The sequence below is a fragment of the Ruegeria sp. AL3 genome, from assembly GCF_056536065.1.
On sequence record NZ_JBQFJG010000001.1, the window covers coordinates 2,235,562 to 2,253,640 of the forward strand.

The 18,079-nt window shown below is 58.9% G+C and carries 19 protein-coding genes; 8 read left to right on the plus strand and 11 right to left on the minus strand.

Annotated features, from left to right (window positions below):
• Positions 1–120: 120 nt before the first annotated feature.
• The gene (locus tag ACR3E6_RS11360) at positions 121–1,821 is read right to left on the minus strand and encodes a hypothetical protein (protein WP_480487177.1); all 1,701 of its coding nucleotides are present in this window, start codon (positions 1,819–1,821) and stop codon (positions 121–123) included.
• 123 nt (positions 1,822–1,944) lie between these two features.
• Between ACR3E6_RS11360 and ACR3E6_RS11365 the strand changes: the two genes are divergently transcribed.
• Entirely contained in the window at positions 1,945–2,652 is a 708-nt protein-coding gene (locus ACR3E6_RS11365; RefSeq protein ID WP_171633369.1) for a thiamine diphosphokinase, read from the plus strand.
• Here the strand turns inward: ACR3E6_RS11365 and ACR3E6_RS11370 are convergent.
• Genes ACR3E6_RS11370 through ACR3E6_RS11385 form a run of 4 tightly spaced genes read right to left on the minus strand, consistent with a single transcriptional unit; the run spans position 2,597 to position 6,073 of the window.
• Positions 2,597–3,511, minus strand: coding sequence for a DMT family transporter (locus tag ACR3E6_RS11370; RefSeq protein ID WP_210092169.1), 915 nt, complete (start codon positions 3,509–3,511; stop codon positions 2,597–2,599). The genes ACR3E6_RS11365 and ACR3E6_RS11370 overlap by 56 nt on opposite strands.
• Positions 3,512–3,556: 45 nt before the next feature.
• Positions 3,557–3,985, minus strand: coding sequence for a GFA family protein (locus tag ACR3E6_RS11375; protein WP_480487179.1), 429 nt, complete (start codon positions 3,983–3,985; stop codon positions 3,557–3,559).
• Between the two features lie 11 nt (positions 3,986–3,996).
• Positions 3,997–5,370, minus strand: a complete 1,374-nt coding sequence (locus tag ACR3E6_RS11380; protein WP_480487181.1) for an L-serine ammonia-lyase — start codon at positions 5,368–5,370, stop codon at positions 3,997–3,999.
• A 1-nt stretch (position 5,371) separates the two neighbouring features.
• Positions 5,372–6,073 (minus strand): glutathione S-transferase family protein, encoded by a 702-nt coding sequence (locus ACR3E6_RS11385; protein WP_480487183.1) that lies wholly within the window; start codon positions 6,071–6,073, stop codon positions 5,372–5,374.
• A 167-nt stretch (positions 6,074–6,240) separates the two neighbouring features.
• On the opposite strand from ACR3E6_RS11385, the gene rpiA reads away from it, so the two are divergent.
• The 6 genes from rpiA to ACR3E6_RS11415 all read left to right on the plus strand — a co-directional run bounded on the left by rpiA (position 6,241) and on the right by ACR3E6_RS11415 (position 12,444).
• Positions 6,241–7,029, plus strand: coding sequence for a ribose-5-phosphate isomerase RpiA (gene rpiA, locus ACR3E6_RS11390; RefSeq protein ID WP_171723503.1), 789 nt, complete (start codon positions 6,241–6,243; stop codon positions 7,027–7,029).
• Positions 7,030–7,155: 126 nt separating this feature from the next.
• Complete coding sequence (gene gor / locus ACR3E6_RS11395) at positions 7,156–8,514, plus strand: glutathione-disulfide reductase (protein WP_480487185.1); 1,359 nt, start codon at positions 7,156–7,158, stop codon at positions 8,512–8,514.
• A 72-nt stretch (positions 8,515–8,586) separates the two neighbouring features.
• The gene (gene hflK / locus ACR3E6_RS11400; protein WP_171633351.1) at positions 8,587–9,729 is read left to right on the plus strand and encodes an FtsH protease activity modulator HflK; all 1,143 of its coding nucleotides are present in this window, start codon (positions 8,587–8,589) and stop codon (positions 9,727–9,729) included.
• On the plus strand, positions 9,729–10,625 hold the full coding sequence (hflC, locus tag ACR3E6_RS11405) for a protease modulator HflC (protein WP_171633347.1): 897 nt from the start codon (positions 9,729–9,731) through the stop codon (positions 10,623–10,625). Before hflK ends, hflC begins: the two co-directional genes overlap by 1 nt.
• Entirely contained in the window at positions 10,625–10,819 is a 195-nt protein-coding gene (locus ACR3E6_RS11410) for a DUF2065 domain-containing protein (protein ID WP_171633344.1), read from the plus strand. The genes hflC and ACR3E6_RS11410 overlap by 1 nt, the downstream gene beginning before the upstream one ends.
• 110 nt (positions 10,820–10,929) lie before the next feature.
• A complete protein-coding gene (locus ACR3E6_RS11415) occupies positions 10,930–12,444 on the plus strand; it encodes a Do family serine endopeptidase (protein ID WP_209833451.1) in 1,515 nt (504 codons plus the stop codon).
• Positions 12,445–12,663: 219 nt separating this feature from the next.
• Here ACR3E6_RS11415 and ACR3E6_RS11420 read toward each other — a convergent pair whose 3' ends face one another.
• The 5 genes from ACR3E6_RS11420 to ACR3E6_RS11440 all read right to left on the minus strand — a co-directional run bounded on the left by ACR3E6_RS11420 (position 12,664) and on the right by ACR3E6_RS11440 (position 16,899).
• Entirely contained in the window at positions 12,664–13,332 is a 669-nt protein-coding gene (locus tag ACR3E6_RS11420) for a Crp/Fnr family transcriptional regulator (protein WP_171633338.1), read from the minus strand.
• 115 nt (positions 13,333–13,447) lie between these two features.
• Positions 13,448–14,053 carry an inner membrane-spanning protein YciB gene (locus ACR3E6_RS11425; protein WP_171633335.1) on the minus strand — a complete coding sequence of 202 codons (606 nt, stop codon included), beginning with the start codon at positions 14,051–14,053 and terminating at the stop codon, positions 13,448–13,450.
• A 16-nt stretch (positions 14,054–14,069) separates the two neighbouring features.
• The gene (locus ACR3E6_RS11430) at positions 14,070–14,972 is read right to left on the minus strand and encodes an EamA family transporter (protein WP_171633329.1); all 903 of its coding nucleotides are present in this window, start codon (positions 14,970–14,972) and stop codon (positions 14,070–14,072) included.
• A gap of 90 nt (positions 14,973–15,062) precedes the next feature.
• Positions 15,063–16,202 carry a signal recognition particle-docking protein FtsY gene (ftsY, locus tag ACR3E6_RS11435; protein ID WP_171633327.1) on the minus strand — a complete coding sequence of 380 codons (1,140 nt, stop codon included), beginning with the start codon at positions 16,200–16,202 and terminating at the stop codon, positions 15,063–15,065.
• Between the two features lie 58 nt (positions 16,203–16,260).
• Entirely contained in the window at positions 16,261–16,899 is a 639-nt protein-coding gene (locus tag ACR3E6_RS11440) for a lysoplasmalogenase (RefSeq protein WP_480487188.1), read from the minus strand.
• Between the two features lie 155 nt (positions 16,900–17,054).
• Between ACR3E6_RS11440 and ACR3E6_RS11445 the strand changes: the two genes are divergently transcribed.
• A complete protein-coding gene (locus tag ACR3E6_RS11445) occupies positions 17,055–17,435 on the plus strand; it encodes a hypothetical protein (RefSeq protein ID WP_171633322.1) in 381 nt (126 codons plus the stop codon).
• Here ACR3E6_RS11445 and ACR3E6_RS11450 read toward each other — a convergent pair whose 3' ends face one another.
• The gene (locus tag ACR3E6_RS11450; RefSeq protein WP_480487190.1) at positions 17,436–18,077 is read right to left on the minus strand and encodes a glutathione S-transferase family protein; all 642 of its coding nucleotides are present in this window, start codon (positions 18,075–18,077) and stop codon (positions 17,436–17,438) included.
• Positions 18,078–18,079: the final 2 nt, after the last annotated feature.

Genomic DNA, 18,079 nt, shown 5'->3' on the forward strand with positions numbered 1-18,079 from the left:
GGTCGGGCCGGGTACAATGGGCAACGCTGGGTCTTGTTTAACAGCGGGCGTTTGTCTCTGGACGTGCCATAGCAAAAGGGCCGGGGTTCACCCGGCCCTTTTTGTCAATTGGCGCGGCAGTCAGCCGACTGCGCGCTCATCATCAGGACGGAAGCCGATCAGGTCAGAGGCCGCAAAACGGCCGCCGCCGGCTTTTTCGATTTTTCCATCGCGCAGCAGCTGTCCGAAGGAACGCAGGCTTTCTTCGCGATTGAACTCATCCTGCTTCAAAGAACGAACCTTGTTCATCAGTTGCGGGCGCGAGAATTGTTGCTGTCCTTCGATGAAAGACAGGTAGGCCGCAGCCGCTTCAAGCAGGTCCTGAAGCGACTGTGCACCCTGATCTTGTGCGAATTGCGCAAAACCGCCTTCTTCCGACCCGGTTTCTTCTGCCTGAGTGGTCACGCGACGCGGCATCACGGGGCCGTTGGATTCGCTTTGATCGTCCACGCGCTGCTCGGCAACCAGCTTCAACGGAGCCGGAGCGTCTGCTTCCGGGCGTATGCTGGTCACGTTTACTTCGGGGCGGCGCGGGCTGACCGCTGACGCAAGATCAACGCGATACTCATCAACAGGCGAGGTGTTCGGGGCCGGTTGGTCATCACGGTCGGCCTCGGTCGCGGCAACGGCGGTGCGAAGGTGCGAATAGGTTTCTCGCGCGTCGCTGCTGGACGGATCCTCCATATGTTCACCGGTTTTGGCCATCAGTCGCGAGATATCCTGATCAGGATCGGCGTCATCCGTCAGTTTTTGGCTAGAACGGCCTGCCATGTCTTTTTCGATTTCGGAAATCTCGGACAGCAGCTGAATTTCGTCCTCTTCCGACAATACTCCTTGCGCCTGATCGTCTTGCGGCTCGTCACTTGCTTCATCTTCGGATTCGATCGCCACGTCTTCGACGTTGAGGATGTTTGGAACATCCTCCTCGTCGATTTCCTCGTCGGTATCCTCTTCAAGATCCGAGAACAGGGGCTCAGCAGGAAGCTGCGCGGAGTCGGTTGCGACCTTGATATCTTCATCCCGCAGGTGGTCGGGGGTCAGCTGCACCTGCTGTTCGGAATTGCTTTCGATATTCGGCTCGGCGGATTCGAAGGCCTGGTTTTCAGATACTGCCGGCGCGTCGTCTTGTACGTCTTCGGCGTCAAGCGCTTGCAGATCCTCGATTTCCGAAGCCTCGGCCTGGGCAGGTTCAGCAAAGTCTTCTTCGTTGAGAGCGCCTGCTTCGAACGCGGCGGCCACGGCGTCCACCGGGGGAGTGGTGTTGGCCAGCAGCGAAGATTCCTCGTCTTCGGAATAGGCAGTGGGGGGGACGTCCGAATGGGAAACAACGGCCCGGATGCGTTGCAGTTTTGCGGCAATGCTGTCGGCCGGCGGAGATGTGGTGGCGTCGACGGCCTCCGCGTCCGTGAACGCGGTCCGCCCCGGGCTTGCTTGGGTATATTCGGGAGGGGGAGTGGTCATGGCATCTGCATTTTGCGCTTGCGGGACCGGTGCGTCAGACGCGACCGGTGCCGGGGCTTCGGTGTTTGGAGCGGCACGCAGCAGAAGCCCGGATTCGTTTTGGCTGGCTTCGACGCGTTGCGATGCGTCGCGGCGTGCGATACGGGTCAGCATTTCGGCGTCTGGTTGTGGAGGCTCTGAGCCGAAGTAACGATCATCCGCGGCAAGATCGCGGAAATATTCGGCAATGGCTTTCATCGTTTCAAAGGAATCGTCGAATCCTTCCAAAGTGCAGGAGAAGGTTCCATATGAAACGGTTAATACCTTGTTATTCTGTACCATCAGACGCACGTCCTTTACAAACTACGAGAGCCCACTTACCCGGAATCGGGAGCACACGAAGGCTCTGAACTTTATGCATGAACCTATCATTTTGTGGTCTTAATGTGTCCAAATCCGGGAAAAATGGCCAATCTTAGGAAAAATGAACCAATTGTACGCTCTGCCGATCCAATCGGGCTGTTTGGGGGTGGTTTTGTTGGTTCCGAGGACCTGAATTTGGTGCTGAACCGCGTCACTTCAGTCGTAGCGGCGGATGGTGGGGCGGCAGTTCTGACAGAATCAGGCCGGATTCCGGACGCGGTCATCGGGGATTTCGATTCGCTGGACAAAGCAACAAAAGCCAAAATCCCGTCTGACCGGCTTTTTGCCATTCGTGAACAGGACAGCACCGATTTCGACAAGGCCTTGCGCAATGTGCAGGCTCCACTGGTTTTGGGGGCCGGTTTTCTGGGCGGACGGCTTGATCATCAGCTTGCTGTTCTGAACGTGCTGGTCAGACGTCAGGAACAGGCCTGCATTCTGCTGGGCGCGCATGAGGTGGTGTTTCACGCGCCTCGCCAAATCCGGCTGCCGGTTTTGCCCGGGGATGTGGTGTCGCTGTTTCCAATGCGCCCTGTGACCGGGCGCAGCACCGGGCTGGAATGGCCCATCGACGGCCTGCGGTTGCAACCGGACGACCGGGTGGGCACCTCTAATCGCGCGCTGTCAGTGGTTGAATTGCAGATGGATGGCCCGGGCCTGTTGGTGATGGTTCCCCGCGCCGCACTCGATCCGCTCATGCAGGTGTTTCTGTCGGGGCAGAGCGAGCGGTGGCCCGTTCGCGAAGAATAACGTACAAACCGGCGGCGACGGTGATCATGATCCCAACCGCTGCCAGTCCGTCAGGCAGGTCGCTGAAGATTGCCCAGCCAATCAGGGTTGCCACCGGGATTTCCAGATATTGCATCGGGGCCAGCGTGGCCGAAGGTGCATAGCGCAGCGACCATGTCATCAGCAGATGCGCGACAGTTCCCAGAATGCCGATAGCGATCAGCAGCCAAAACATGTCGGGGGCGGGCAAGGCGGCTGACAGGTTCCAGATACCAAGCGATGTTCCGATCACAAGGACAGGAACCAGCCCCACAGTGGCCATGACACCAGACACCGCCTGCAAGGAAATCGGATCAGTTTCCTTGGCGATTTGCCGCGTGACCAGCATGAAAAGGGCAAAGACCACTGCAACGATCAACGGTAGCAGGGCAGGTAAGCCCACCTCGGCAAAGCTGGGCTGGATGACCAGAAGTGTGCCGATGAAACCGACGATGCAGGCCACGAGGCGCCGCGCGCCGACCTCTTCGCCCAGAACGTATCTGCCCAGCAGCAACATGATGAACGGCATGACAAAGGCAATGGCGACCGCATCAGCCAGGGGCAGGAACTGCAACGCACTGAACATCGCGGTTATGCCGATGATGTGCAGCAGCGTGCGGATGACTGTCAGGCGCAGGATGCGCCCGTGCATCCGCCAGGGCCGGCCTGTCATCATCACCAGCGGAATGAGGATCAGCGCTTGCACCGCGAACCGGGCTGCAACCAGCAAACCCAACGGTGTCGTTTCGCCCAACAGCTTTGCCATCGCATCCCCCAAGGGTGCAAGCACGCAAAAACCGAGCATCAAAAAGATGCCCAAGACGGGACGATCCTGAGTCATGCGCGCGACGCTATCTGCTTCGCGGCGCAGTGGAAAGGTCGAATGTCAGGCGTCGGGCAGGGGGTGAACCTTTGTGTAATCCGGTCCGGCGCAGGTGGGCAGGTTGTCATCCAGATGCAGCCAGCTCAGTCTTTCCTCATGAGCCACGTGCAATGTGGGCTGCATTGCCTCGGGGGTCTCCAAAGTGGCGACGTATAGATGCAGCACATCCGACATTTTGGCCGAGCGGAACGAGATTGGCGTGCCACAATCCGGGCAAAAGCTGCGCTCGACTCCGGGCGAAGAGTTGAAGCGTTTCGGCTCTTCTCCGATCCAGCGCCAGTGACCGTCACGAACCGCGAAATAGGTTGTCATCGGCGCGGCGCATTGGCGTCGGCAGCTGTCGCAATGACAGGTGACGCAGGACAGGGCAGGAGGGTCGATCTCGTACTTGATGCTGCCGCAGAGGCAATGTCCACGCATATCGATCCCCATTTGTTGCGATATCAGCAGTTTGGCACGTTCACGGCCAATCCGCCAAGCGAGGTTTCCTTGTATTTTTCATGCATGTCATGGCCGGTCTGACGCATCGTCTCGATCACCGCATCCAGCGGCACGAAATGCTCTCCATCCCCGCGAAGGGACAAAGACGCAGCGGACACAGCCTTGATGGCCCCCAGCCCGTTGCGTTCGATACAGGGCACCTGAACCAGCCCGGCGACGGGATCGCAGGTCATGCCCAGATGATGCTCCAACGCGATCTCGGCGGCGTTTTCAACCTGTTCGGGCGTACCGCCCATCACGGCGCAGAGCCCCGCCGCGGCCATGGCTGATGCGCTGCCGACCTCGGCCTGACACCCCGCTTCGGCACCCGAGATGGACGCATTGTATTTGACCAGCCCGCCAATCGCGGCCGCGGTCAGAAGGAAATCTTCGATATGGCTCTCCGAGGCACCGGGAACGTGATCCAGGTAATAGCGCAGCACCGCAGGAAGAACGCCCGCTGCCCCGTTGGTCGGTGCCGTTACGACTTGCCCACCGGCGGCGTTTTCTTCGTTGACCGCCATGGCGTAGACGCTCATCCAGTCGTTGATCGTGTGCGGCGCGGTCAGGTTCATGCCGCGTTCGGCGATCAGCGCGTCATAGATACCCTTTGCCCTGCGTCGCACTTTCAGCCCGCCGGGCAGAATGCCGTCGGTCCTCAAACCCCGTTCGATACAGGCATTCATGACGTCCCACAGACGAGCGCATCCTTGGGCGAAACTGTCGGCGCAGCCGCGCGCGATCTCATTGGCGCGCTTCATCTCGGCGATGGTTTTGCCGCTGGACTTGGCCATCTCAAGCATTTCAGCCGCGGATTTGAACGGGAACGGCACCGGTGCGCCCTCATCCGTTGCCTTGCCTTCGGCCAGTTCTTCTTCGGTCAGGACAAAGCCGCCACCGATGGAATAGAATACCTGGCGCAGGATCACGTCCCCCTGCGCGTCCGTGGCCATCAGGATCATCCCGTTGGCGTGTCCCGGCAGGTCGGTGTCATAGTCGAAGATCAGGTCTGTTTTGGGATCGAACTGAAGCGTCGGCAGGCCGTCGGGGGTAACCGTGTGCGTCTTGGCGATATCCGCCAATGCGGCCTCGGCCTTGTTGTTGTCATAGGTGTCCGGAACAAAGCCGGCCAGGCCCAGAATAGTCGCCCGGTCGGTGGCATGGCCGACGCCGGTAAAGGCGAGCGAGCCATGCAGCGAGCCCTTCAGACCCGCAAATTCGAAAGGTGAAGCACGCATCATATCCAGAAAGCGCGCCGCTGCCACCATGGGGCCCATGGTGTGTGAGGAGGACGGGCCGATGCCCACTTTGAACATATCGAAGACAGAGAGGAACATGTCAGGTAGCTGAGCCTTCTAAGGGGTTGGCGTAAATAGGAGAGGTGTACGGTGCGGGGCCCAGGCCCTCGGCCACGATGGCCGTGTGGGTGGCGGGGCGTGTCTCGAGCTGTGCCAGGATGGTTTGCAGGGTCGGGGTGTCGGCCAGCGCATACCAACTGCGATTTGCATCGGCCGGATACAAGGCCATCCAACGCATCATGCAGGCGACATAATAGGTCAGAACCGACGGGCATTCCGCGCAAAACCAGGCTGGTGCGCGTTTTGCCAGCGCGTCCAGCAGTTGCAGGTGCTGCTTCAAACGGGGTCGGATGCCTGCACGCAGGGTATCAGCCTGTGGCGGGGTGATGTATTTCTCGGCATAGAACAGAATGCGCAGATCGGCGTGCAGCGTGTTGGACGCAAAGAACAGCCATTTCAAAAACTCGGCGCGTTCGGGGGCGTCTGCCGCCGGGGCCAGTTGCCCGTGGCGCTCGGACAGCCACAGCAGAATTGCCGCCGTTTCAAAGATCGGCCCTTGCGGAGTTTCAAGCACCGGGATCAGCCCGTTGGGGTTCAATGACCTGTAGGCCGCGCTGTCCTGTTCGTTTCGACGGCGATCGACCAGCACAGCTTCATAGGGCAAACCCATTTCTTCCAGCACCAGCCGGATCACCAGCGAGGCGTTGTCAGGGGCGTAGTGCAGGCGGTATCGGTTCAACATGCGGGCAATCTATATGACAAAGATGAGGGCGTAAGACATGATTGCGACGTTTCCGATAGGAAACGCGCAGTCTTCAGGCATCTTTACGCTTGCCGAACCGCAAAATGTGGTCGCAGTCGCGCGGCGCATTCCCTATAACTCCGGCAGGCCAAACTGGGAAAGCTGCCATGACCGGAGAACTGTCGCCCATCGACACCGCAAAATACGTGGCCGCATGTCGTGCCGCCGAGATGGTCGAGGACGGCATGCGCGTGGGTCTTGGAACGGGATCCACTGCGGCCTGGCTGGTCCGTCGTTTGGGCGAACGGGTGCAAGACGAAGGTCTGCGGATCAAGGGCGTTCCCACGTCCACCCGCACCGCGCAGCTGGCACGCGAAGTCGGGATCGAAGTCATTTCTCTGGATCAGGCCGGGTGGCTGGACATGACCATCGACGGCGCGGATGAATTCGACCCTGACCTGAACCTGATCAAGGGCGGCGGCGGCGCGCATTTGCAGGAAAAGATCGTTGCCACGGCCAGCGATCAGATGGTTGTCATCGCAGATGCCGGGAAAGAGGTGGAAACGCTGGGTGCTTTCCCCTTGCCGGTCGAGGTTGTTCCATTTGGCTGGCAAACCACGCGAACACTGATCGAAGAAGCGCTGGACGCGATGGATGTACTTGGAACCTCGTCGGCGCTGCGTATGAATGGCGCGGCCCCGTTCGTGACGGATGAAGGCAATCACATTCTGGACCTGCACCTGAAACGCATCGGCAATCCCCGTCAGATGGCCCTGATCCTCAACCAGGTTCCTGGCGTGGTGGAAAACGGCCTGTTTATCGATATTTGTGACAAGGTCATCATCGGCCACGGCGACGGGCGGGTCGAACTGCGGGATATCAACGCGGGCACCCTGGAACTGGATCAGCTGCTGAGCGGATCCCGTGAAAACCTGTTTTCCGACCAAACGGACTGAGTTTTATGCAAGCCAATCGGACAAGCGTCGGCAAAAGATCGAAAATTCCGCGCCCGGGGGTTGGCACCGGGGTTTTCGCGCCCAGATATCCAGAGGAATTTTGCAAGTTGAACGAAGGAACCCGGCATGAGCTTTGACTATGATCTTTTTGTCATCGGCGGAGGCTCGGGCGGGGTCCGGGCGGCACGCGTGGCGGCGGGTGAAGCCGGTGCAAAGGTCGCGCTGGCTGAAGAAGACCGCTATGGCGGCACCTGTGTGATCCGGGGCTGCGTGCCTAAGAAACTGATGGTCTTTGCCAGTGAATACTCGGGCATGATCGAAGATGCGCAAGCTTATGGTTGGGATGTTCAGCCCGGCGCGTTTGATTGGGGCATGTTTCACGGCAAACTGGTTGCCGAACTGGACCGGTTGGAAGGGATTTATCGCAGCATCCTGAAAAACAACGGCGTTGAAAGCTTTGATCAGCGCGCGCGCCTGGTGGATGCGCACACGGTCGAGCTGGCCGATGGCACCCGAAAAACCGCCAAACACATCTTGATTGCAACAGGCGGTCAACCGGTGGTGCCGGACTTCCCGGGATCGGATCTTGCGATCACGTCGAATGAGATTTTCCATCTGGACAAGCTGCCCGAAAGCATTCTGATTGTTGGTGGCGGTTATATCGCCAGCGAGTTTGCCGGGATCATGAACGGTCTGGGTGTCAAGACCACGCAATTCTACCGCGGTGCGCAGATCCTGCGTGGCTTTGATGAAGAAGCGCGTGGGCTGATCTGCGAAGAGATGCGCCAGAACGGCATCGATGTCCGTCTGGGCACCAATGTGCTGGAAATGGCCAAAGATGGCGACCAGATACGTGTAAAGGCGACGGACGGCACCGAGGATCGTTTTGACGTGGTCATGTACGCCACGGGCCGGGCACCGAATGCCGATAACCTCGGGCTGGAAGAGCTGGGCGTTGAACGTGGGCGCAAGGGCGAGATCGTCGTGGATGAATACAGCCAGACCGCCGTTCCGTCGATCTATGCCATTGGCGATGTGACCGACCGGGTCAACCTGACACCCGTGGCCATCCGCGAGGGTATGGCTTTTGTGGAAACCGTCTTCAAAGGCAACCCAACCCCTGTGGATCACGCGCTGATCCCAACCGCCATTTTCACCCAACCGGAATTCGGCACAGTCGGCCTGAGCGAGGAAGAAGCCTCGGCCCAGGAACCGATCGAGGTGTATGCCACTTCGTTCAAACCGATGCAGAAGGCGTTTGCCGGTGGCACGCAACGGGTTCTGATGAAACTGATCGTGTCTCAGGCCACGCGCAAAGTACTGGGTTGCCATATTGTCGCCCCCGGAGCAGGAGAGATGATCCAGCTGGCCGGAATTGCCGTAAAGATGGGCGCGACAAAGGAAGATTTCGATCGCACGGTTGCAGTACATCCCGTTATGGCGGAAGAACTGGTGACAATGCGGCAACCTGTACGCTCCGCTTGATTTGCAAGCGCGCGCACACAAGTTACAAGTGTGCCCGTGATCACACGGGCCTAAACGAAGGAATTGATACATATGGCGGGCAACAGCGGTGGCCCCTGGGGGGGCGGAGGCTCATCCGGAGGTGGAGGAAATCGGGGCAACAACGGTGACGGGCGCAAGCCCCCCGAAGGCGAAGGCCCGCAGATCCCCGAGATTGATGAGCTGATGAAAAAAGGCCAGGAGCAGCTGCGCGTCCTGATGGGCGGTCGCGGCGGCGGTGGCCGTAGTGGCAGCGGTGGTCAGGGCGGTGGAGGCCCGGCCTTTACCAAAGGTACGGTTGCGATTGGTCTGGTGGCAGCTGCCGTTTTGTGGGGGCTGGCCAGCTTTTATACTGTAAAACCGGAAGAACAGTCAGTTGAGCTGTTTCTGGGTGAGTTTTCGGCCGTGGGTAATCCGGGTCTGAACTTTGCGCCATGGCCGTTTGTCACTGCCGAGGTGATTCCGGTCACCCGCGAACAGACCGAAGATATGGGCGGAGCCCGGGGCAGCGACGATGGCCTCATGCTGACCGGCGACGAAAACGTGGTCGATATCGACTATCAGGTCGTCTGGAACATCAATGACCCGGCCAAGTTCCTGTTCAATCTGCGTGATCCGCGTCAGACGATCCGCGCCGTGTCGGAATCGGCGATGCGCGAGATTATCGCGCAGAGCGAGCTGGCACCAATCCTGAACCGGGATCGCGGTATCATTGCCGAACGCCTTCAGGAACTGATCCAGACGACGATGGACAGCTACGATTCGGGTGTGAACATCATCCGCGTGAACTTTGACAAGGCCGACCCGCCGCAGGACGTGATCGCCGCCTTCCGCGATGTTCAGGCCGCCGCGCAGGAGCGTGACCGGCTGCAAAACGTCGCCGACGCCTACGCCAACCGGGTTTTGGCTGAGGCGCGCGGTGAAGCTGCCCAGGTACTGGAAGAAGCCGAAGCCTACCGCGCACAGCAGATCAACAGCGCTATGGGTGAGGCGAGCCGTTTCAGCGCGGTTCTGGAAGAATATTCCAAAGCGCCTGATGTGACCCGCAAACGTCTGTACCTGGAGCGGATGGAGCAGGTTCTAGGTGACGTGGACAAGATCATTCTGGACGAAAACTCGACCGGATCGGGGCAGGGCGTCGTGCCTTACCTGCCGCTGAACGAACTGCGCCGCAATTCCGGACAGGAGAGCAACTGATGCGTAAAGCGACCTTTATTCTGCCGATCGTTTTCATCGCGATTGTTGGTGTACTGTCCTCAATCTTTATCGTGGATGAACGTGAGCGCGCGTTGGTTCTGCAATTTGGCCGCGTTGTTGCGGTCAAGGAAGAGCCGGGTCTGGCGTTCAAGATCCCGCTGATACAGGAAGTTGTCCGCTATGACGACCGGATCCTGTCCATCGACGTTCAGCCGTTGGAGGTTACGCCTCTGGATGATCGCCGACTGGTGGTTGATGCCTTCGCCCGCTATCGGATTTCCGATCTGGAACAGTTCCGTCAGGCCGTTGGTGTGGGTGGTATTCCGGTCGCCGAAGACCGTCTGGATCGTATCCTGCGCGCTGAAACCCGCGAAGTACTGGGTTCGGTGTCCTCGCGTGACATCCTCAGTTCAGACCGTGCCGCGCTGATGCTGCGCATCCGCAACAGCGCGATTGCCGAAGCGCGCGCGTTGGGCGTGAATGTGATCGACGTGCGTTTGAAGGCGACCGACCTGCCTCAGGCCAACCTTGAGGCCACGTTTGACCGGATGAAAGCCGAGCGTGAGCGTGAAGCCACCGATGAACGCGCACGTGGTAACGAAGCCGCGCAGCGCGTGCGGGCGCAGGCCGACCGGACCGTGGTGGAACTGGTGTCGGACGCCAACCGCGAGGCCGAGATCATTCGCGGTGAAGCTGACGCCGAACGCAACGCCATCTTTGCAGAAGCGTATGGTGCAGACCCGGAGTTCTTCGAATTCTACCGTTCGCTGACCGCGTATGAAAATGCGCTGCAAGGTGGTAATAGCTCAATGATCCTGAGCCCGGATTCCGAGTTTTTCAACTACCTCGCTTCACCAACCGGACGGCGGGCACCGGCGGCTGCGGCGTCTGAATAATGGGTATGATCCTTCTGGCTTTCGGGCTGGTACTGATTGTTGAGGGGCTGGCCTATGCGCTGGCCCCTTCGCTTATCGAGCGGATGCTGGAAGCCTTGCGGGACATGCCAGAGCAAGCCCGGCGCCTGGTCGGATTGCTGTGTGTGATCAGCGGGCTGATCCTGCTTTGGGGCGCGCAACACCTGGGATTTTGACGCTGCGGTTTCACTTGCCGGTGATTTCGTTGCGATCCCGAGTTGCTCGTGGGGTCAAACTGACTACATTGGTTTGTAAGAAAGGCCGTGAACAAGCGGTCTTGGCGTGAATGTCGACAAGGAGAGCTCTAGTGCAGGCGAAAGCGCGCAGTGTATCCGTCCGGTGGGACGAAGTGAGTGTTTGGATGCGGCTTATGTGGCTGGCCTTTGCCGGTTCATTGCTTTTGCTGGCGCAATCGGCGATGGCACAGGCCAGGGGCGAAAGCCTGGCACCACTGGCCGAGAAAGTCAGCCCGGCGGTTGTGAACATCACCACCAGCACCCTGATCGAGGGCCGGACTGGCCCGCAGGGCATCGTGCCCGAAGGTTCTCCGTTCGAAGATTTCTTTCGCGAGTTCCAGGACCGAAACGGCGGAGATAACGACAACGCGCCGCGTCGCAGCAATGCGCTGGGGTCGGGGTTCGTGATCTCGGAGGACGGTTTCATCGTCACGAACAACCATGTAATTGCCGAAGCTGATGAGATCCTTGTGGAATTCTTCCCCGGCGATGGCCAGCCCAAGAAAGAACTGGTGGCCAAGGTTATTGGAACGGACGAGAAAACAGATATCGCGTTGCTCAAGGTCGAGGCTTCGGGCCCGCTGAAATACGTGAAGTTCGGCAACAGCGACGTCGCGCGCGTGGGTGACTGGGTTATCGCCATGGGCAACCCGCTTGGGCAAGGCTTTTCGGTATCGGCAGGGATCGTTTCAGCCCGCGACCGAGCGCTGAGCGGAACCTATGACGATTACATTCAAACGGACGCGGCGATCAACCGGGGCAACTCGGGCGGGCCGCTGTTCAACATGGAAGGCGAAGTGATCGGTGTGAACACCGCAATCCTGTCGCCTAACGGCGGTTCGATCGGCATCGGATTCTCGATGGCGTCGAATGTTGTCGTGAAGGTCGTGGATCAACTGCGGAAATATGGCGAGACCCGTCGGGGTTGGTTGGGCGTTCGCATTCAGGACGTAACCGAGGACATGGCCGAGGCCATGGGTCTGGAAAAACCTGGCGGCGCGCTGATCAGCGATGTACCGGACGGCCCCGCCAAGGAAGCTGGGTTGAAGGCGGGTGACGTGATCCTCAGCTTTGATGGCGTCGAGGTGGAAGACACCCGAGGTCTGGTGCGTCAGGTCGGTGAAGCAGAAGTTGGCAAGTCGGTCAGAGTGGTCGTGCACCGCGACGGCGGAACCCAGACCGTACTTGTGACACTAGGGCGTCGGGAAGATGCGGAACGCGCTGACAATGGCGAGGAGGAACCGCAGGAAGCTCCGATTGAGGAGAATGCGGATATTCTGGGCCTGACGATTTCCCCCCTGACCGATACGCTGCGTGCAGATTTGGGGCTGGATGGTGATGCAGACGGCCTTGTGATTACAGATGTCGATGAAGCATCTGAGGCGTATGCCAAGGGAATGCGGGCAGGTGATCTGATCACCGAAGCAGGCCAGCAAAAGGTGGAAACCATTGGAGATCTCGAAGCCCGTATGGAAGAATCGCGCGAAGCTGGTCGCAAATCTCTGCTGCTGTTGGTGCGCAGGGGCGGCGATCCGCGTTTTGTGGCGCTGAGCCTTGAGAACTGATTGAACAGGCCGGGACAACCTCCCGGCCTTTTTTTATTGCGGGCCAGACCGGGTATTACCGCCATGCAAAAAATGAGCCACACGCAGTGAATGCGTATGGCTCAGATACAGGGAGAGGTCAGTGGACAGATATCGGGGATGATTCTCTGACCTCCTACGGTAACAATCTCACGTTAGGTCAAAGCGTAATCGATGGTCTGTGAACAAGATCACACCGGATCAAATAAGATCTGAATCAGCCAGTTCTCGCAGGGCTTCAAAATCCTGGATCAGCAAACCGCCACGAGAGGCTTCGACCATGTTGTCGCGTTTCCAGATCGAGATGGTTTTGGATACTGCCTCGCGTGTGGCACCGACAAATTCGGCCAGTTCGCTCTGCGACAGGGTGATGCGCGCGGCCGGGTCGTCCTGTAAACTGGACAGGTGCAGCAGCTTGCGGGCCAGCCGAATAGGCATGGGCAGAAAGACCTGCTCGTTCAGTTGCAGCCCCATCCATCGCATCCGCAATCCGGCCAGACGGATCATATCCACGGCAAGGTCAGGCTGTTGTCTGATCTGGTTCATAACGTCGTTGCGGCGCACACGCAGTACACGCGACTGTTCTGCCGCCGCAATGGTGGCCGTACGCGGACCATTGTCGAACAACGCGATCTCACCAAAGACTTCGCCGGGGCGCATCAGGGTAAGCGTCAGTTTGCGGCCGCTCATGGCCAGAAAGGAAACCTCTAACGTGCCTTCCAGAATGGCATAGAGAGAGTCGCCCTCGTCACCTTGTTCAAAAAGTATTTCACCTTGGGACAGAGATATGTCGGTCGCTTGCGCCGAAAGCATTTCTCTGAGCCCGTCGGAGGCTTCGGAAAGGAAGCCGCTGTTGGGAAAGGCCGTCATGTGTGCACCGATCTTGGGCAAGCTGTGAGTGTGGGTGGTGGCACAACTTCCCATAGCTCGGCGCTCAAGCCAAGAATTTTGTTTGTTTTGGCAGGTCTGGCGGGTGCAGGGGCCGTTATTTCTGCTCGGGATCGTCCATATAGCGTTGCAGAATGCTGAACTGAAGCATCAGGAAGGCCATCAGAGCGATGGGAAAGCCGAAGGTCTCGATCTTGACCCACAGATCCGTCGACATGGTGCGCCAGACGAATTCGTTTGCGGCGGCCAGAACGGCGAAACAGGCGCACAGGCGGCGTGTCAGGATCATCCAGCCTTCGTGCTTCATCGGCAGCATCTCATCCAGCACATAGGCGAGATAGGATTTTTTCTGCATCAGGCCAATGCCGAGGATCAAGGCAAACAGACCATAGACAAGTGTGGTTTTCATCTTGAAGAACCGCTCGTCATTGAACCAGGCCGTGAGACCGCCGAAGAAAATCACCATGAAGGCCGTGAAGATCTGCATCCGGCTGAGTTTGCCGGTCAGATACCACAGGATACCCATTGCCCCCAGCATCAGGGGGACAAAGATAATCGTGGCGACAATGAAGCCGGAATACTCGATCCCGCCGATCAGAAAACTGTCGTCGCGCAGGCGCAGGTAGATGAAGAAGAAGGCCAGCGGGGGGCCAAGTTCCAGAATCTGTTTCAGAAACGGGTTGATGTCTTTTTTGCCTGTCATCTGTACTTCCTGCTGCTTACCCGCCCATTTCAACTATTACGGCGCCAAGTGCAATCAATGCCATCAGGGCAATGCGTCTTGGGCCAACCGTTTCCTTTAGCGCAAGCCAGCCGATCAGCGCAGCGAAGACTGTTGAGGTTTCGCGCAGAACGGCTGCTTCACCGACCTTGTCCAGCCGGGTGGCCAGCATGATTGCCCCGAAGGACAAAGGAGCGATGATACCGCCAGCGAGGCCGCGCAGCATCAGCGGGCCAGGTGCAGGTCTGTGTGCCATCACGCGCCACCTGAGATATGCGTAGATCGGCATGGCCGCGCCGTCGATCATGAAGAACCAGGCCAGAAAGGTGAACGGATCGGCGGTGGCGCGAATGCCATAGGCGTCATAGGTGGTGTACAGGGCCACAAACAGGCCAGTGATGATCGCCAGTGTCAGCGCGATACCCAGCGTATCCCTGTTGGTTTCCAGGAACCTGAAGTTGTAGGCGGCCAACCCAAATATCCCGGCCAGCAAGGTGGCCACGCCCAGCCATTGAACGGCCGAGAATGTTTCGCCGAACAGAAGATAGGCACCGATGACGGTGAATAGCGGACCCGTACCGCGCACCACCGGATAGACGACGGTGTAAGAGCCTTTGGTATATGCCATGGCTTGCAGGGTTTTGTAGGCGATGTGGATCAGCCAGACGAGCGCGAAGATCGGCCACATATGAGGTTCGGGCCAGGGCACCACGAAAAAGGCGAAGGGGGCGGCCATGAGGCAATAGCAGGCGTCGATGGCGCCGCGGGACAGCCACGGGTCGTGTCTGCCTTTTTGCAGTGCACCGAAGACCGCGTGCAGGAACGCCGCCATCAAAGCCAGCGCCAATGCCAGCTGGTGTCCGGCTTCGGTGCCTTCGAGAGAGATCAGCCAGTCGCTCAAATACGCGGACCTTTTGCGGAGCGGAGAAGGTGGGGGGCTGTCTGCCCCCCACACCCCCCGAGGATATTTGGGGCCAGATGAAGCCTAAGATCAGCCTTTGTCGAGACCGGTGAGGGCGGCAGCGAATTCTTCGGGGTCGAAAGGGGCAAGGTCGTCGATCTGTTCGCCGACGCCGATCGCGTGGATGGGCAACCCGAATTTGTCCGCCAAGGCAACAAGAACACCGCCCTTGGCCGTGCCATCCAGCTTGGTCATGACCAGACCGGAAACGTCCGCCAGTTTGCGGAACGTTTCCACCTGGCTCAGCGCGTTCTGACCGGTGGTGGCGTCGAGTACGAGCAAAGTGTTGTGCGGAGCAGTGTCATCAACCTTGCGGATGACGCGGACGATTTTGGCGAGTTCCTCCATCAGGTCGGTGCGGTTTTGCAGGCGGCCCGCCGTATCTATCATCAGCAGATCAGCGCCCTCTGCCTGTGCACGGGTCAGCGCGTCAAAGGCGAGGCTGGCGGGGTCCGAGCCTTCGGGGGCGGTCAGAACCGGAACTCCGGCGCGATCACCCCAGACCTGCAACTGTTCCACGGCCGCAGCGCGGAAGGTATCGCCGGCGGCGATGACGACCTTTTTGCCGGCCTCTTTGAACTGGCTGGCCAGTTTTCCAATTGTCGTGGTCTTGCCCGAGCCGTTGACGCCGACGACCAGTACCACTTGTGGTCGTTTGGGATAGATCGGCAGAGGCTTTGCCACAGGCTCCATAACGCGGGCGATTTCTTGTGCCAGAAGTTGCTTGATCTCTGTGGTCGACAGTTTGCGGCCAAAGCGGCCCTCGGCCATGTTCGATGTGACACGCAAGGCTGTGTCGACGCCCATGTCCGAGGCGATCAGCAGTTCTTCGAGCTGCTCCAGCATGTCATCGTCCAGGGTGCGGCGCATTTCCGTGACGGCGCCTCGATTGAACAGGCGGTTCAGGATGCCCTTGGCTTCCGGTATTTCCGGCGGTGGAGCGACAGGCGTGGGGTCAGCCGGGATCGGTGCCGGCGGTTCAGCCGGTTGCGGGGCCGGGGCAGGCTCTGGCACTTCTGGAACCGGTTGCGGATCTGGCTGCGGCTGGGGGATCACAGGGTCCGGAGCCGCCGTCTCCTCGCCGCCATCCTCGACGATGGCTTCCAGCCCTTCTTCAAGACGAGATGAAGATTTGAACAGCTTGTCCTTTAGCTTTGAGAAAAACGCCATACTTGGTCTCCACAGGTGTTCCTTTCACCTAATGCGGATTTGCGGCAGTTGCAAAGGGTCACGCAAATGCAAGGACAAAGCCAAGCTGAGCACCCCAGTAAAGGGGCCATACAAGATAGGGCGTCACCTTGAGGGCCGGATGGTGTGGCGGCAGCAGGAATTTCTCGGTTGCGAGGATCAGATCTGACGCGATGAAGGCCATGGCGGCGGGAAAGGCCCACCGAAGGGGACCGGCATCCGGCAGTGCCAGCACCGTGACCCCCATGCCAAGAATGATGGGGATATATGCCAGAACGGGCCCCTTCAGGTCTCCGGCGCGGGGCGCGAGCAAAGTGGCCATGATGATGCCCAGAATGATCAAGGACCATACAATCGCAGGCGCGCTGAGGATCAGCCCGGCAGAACTGATCGGCTGAGTCAGGAACAGAGCGATATAGGTCAGATGCCCGGCGGCAAATGCGGCGATGCCCATCATGAAGGTGGCATCTGTTTCGCGCGACAGCAGGGCGTCGCCTGTCGCACATAGAGCGAGCGCAAGAACCAACAGCCAAGGCTCACCGTTCATGATGGCGATGACCGCCAGTAGGGCGACTGATGCGGTTTTCAGTACAGTGCGCAAAGAACCGACGGGCCAGGAGGTCAGTGGCAGGTAACCAAGGGCGCAGCCACAGGCGATCCAGAACAGTAGGGTTGTCATGTCATCTCCTCGCCGGTTCAGAATGATCTGATCTGGGGCGTGTCGTGAAATCAACCGCTTACGTTGAGTTAAGCGCCTTGTGAAGGCACCGGTTCAACAGGCGAATGGCATGACCGAAGCGCTTCTGACAAAATGGAAACATGTTCAGGTTCCTGATGATTCTCGCGACTTTGGCCGCACATTCCGTGGCGGCACAAACGCCTTTGTCTGGCTCGGAGTTCGACAAGTATACGCAGGGCAAAACTCTGTTCTACGGGTTCGAAGGTCAGGTTTACGGGGTGGAGCGGTATCTTCCGAACCGTCGTGTGATCTGGTCTTTTCTCGACGGGAATTGCAAGGAAGGTATCTGGTATCAGCAGGGCGAGCAGATCTGCTTTGTCTACGAAGACAGGCTGGATCCGCAATGCTGGGTTTTCACTGAATCCGGTGGCGGTTTGATTGCGCAGTTCGAAGGTAATCCGCAAGCGACTGAACTGTATGAGGCCGAGGATCTTGGGGAAGAAATGGTTTGTTATGGACCGGACGTTGGCGTTTGATCAGTTTGCGCGCAGCTCATCATAATTGATCATGACATGGGTTTGGTAAGCTGTCCTGTCTGTCAAGCCTTCGTAATAGCGGCGCAAGTTGGGCAGTGATGCGCGCGAAATATCGATGTCATAGTAGCGATAGAGTATGTGCCCCAACTGGATATCGGCCAAAGTCAGGCAGGAACCACACAGGAAAGCGTTTTCAGAAAGTTGCGCATCGGCGATCGCCAGCGCGTTCTCGAGTGCTGTGACGGCCGTTTCGATCGCTTGGTGATCGCGCTCTGTCTGCGGGGTCCGCACGACCCGCCAGAACACAGGTACCGTGAAGGCCATCGCGACATTGATCTTGGCCCATTCTGCCCATTTGTCCACTTCGGCTTGCCGGGTCGGATCGCGTGGCCAGAAATCATCCGCTCCATACATGGAGGCAAGGTAGCGCAGGATCGGCCCCGTCTCCCACAGCGAGGGATTTGGGCCGTCCTGTATCACGGGGATGGTGCCGTTCGGGTTCAGCTTGCGAAACTCATCGGTGTCCAGCAAACCGAACCTGTGCCCGGCATCGTGGCGCTGGAACTCCAGCGCCAGCTCACCCACACACCACATCAGGGCCTGTACATTTGATGATGTTCTTCGGCCCCAGATGGTCAGCATGG

Bases quoted from the DNA above. Each gene is read 5' to 3' on its own strand.
- ACR3E6_RS11360 (WP_480487177.1), bottom strand. From the start codon at position 1,821: ATGGTACAGAATAACAAGGTATTAACCGTTTCATATGGAACCTTCTCC.
- ACR3E6_RS11365 (WP_171633369.1), top strand. From the start codon at position 1,945: ATGGCCAATCTTAGGAAAAATGAACCAATTGTACGCTCTGCCGATCCA.
- ACR3E6_RS11370 (WP_210092169.1), bottom strand. From the start codon at position 3,511: ATGACTCAGGATCGTCCCGTCTTGGGCATCTTTTTGATGCTCGGTTTT.
- ACR3E6_RS11375 (WP_480487179.1), bottom strand. From the start codon at position 3,985: ATGGGGATCGATATGCGTGGACATTGCCTCTGCGGCAGCATCAAGTAC.
- ACR3E6_RS11380 (WP_480487181.1), bottom strand. From the start codon at position 5,370: ATGTTCCTCTCTGTCTTCGATATGTTCAAAGTGGGCATCGGCCCGTCC.
- ACR3E6_RS11385 (WP_480487183.1), bottom strand. From the start codon at position 6,073: ATGTTGAACCGATACCGCCTGCACTACGCCCCTGACAACGCCTCGCTG.
- rpiA (WP_171723503.1), top strand. From the start codon at position 6,241: ATGACCGGAGAACTGTCGCCCATCGACACCGCAAAATACGTGGCCGCA.
- gor (WP_480487185.1), top strand. From the start codon at position 7,156: ATGAGCTTTGACTATGATCTTTTTGTCATCGGCGGAGGCTCGGGCGGG.
- hflK (WP_171633351.1), top strand. From the start codon at position 8,587: ATGGCGGGCAACAGCGGTGGCCCCTGGGGGGGCGGAGGCTCATCCGGA.
- hflC (WP_171633347.1), top strand. From the start codon at position 9,729: ATGCGTAAAGCGACCTTTATTCTGCCGATCGTTTTCATCGCGATTGTT.
- ACR3E6_RS11410 (WP_171633344.1), top strand. From the start codon at position 10,625: ATGGGTATGATCCTTCTGGCTTTCGGGCTGGTACTGATTGTTGAGGGG.
- ACR3E6_RS11415 (WP_209833451.1), top strand. From the start codon at position 10,930: ATGTCGACAAGGAGAGCTCTAGTGCAGGCGAAAGCGCGCAGTGTATCC.
- ACR3E6_RS11420 (WP_171633338.1), bottom strand. From the start codon at position 13,332: ATGACGGCCTTTCCCAACAGCGGCTTCCTTTCCGAAGCCTCCGACGGG.
- ACR3E6_RS11425 (WP_171633335.1), bottom strand. From the start codon at position 14,053: ATGACAGGCAAAAAAGACATCAACCCGTTTCTGAAACAGATTCTGGAA.
- ftsY (WP_171633327.1), bottom strand. From the start codon at position 16,202: ATGGCGTTTTTCTCAAAGCTAAAGGACAAGCTGTTCAAATCTTCATCT.
- ACR3E6_RS11440 (WP_480487188.1), bottom strand. From the start codon at position 16,899: ATGACAACCCTACTGTTCTGGATCGCCTGTGGCTGCGCCCTTGGTTAC.
- ACR3E6_RS11445 (WP_171633322.1), top strand. From the start codon at position 17,055: ATGATTCTCGCGACTTTGGCCGCACATTCCGTGGCGGCACAAACGCCT.
- ACR3E6_RS11450 (WP_480487190.1), bottom strand. From the start codon at position 18,077: ATGCTGACCATCTGGGGCCGAAGAACATCATCAAATGTACAGGCCCTG.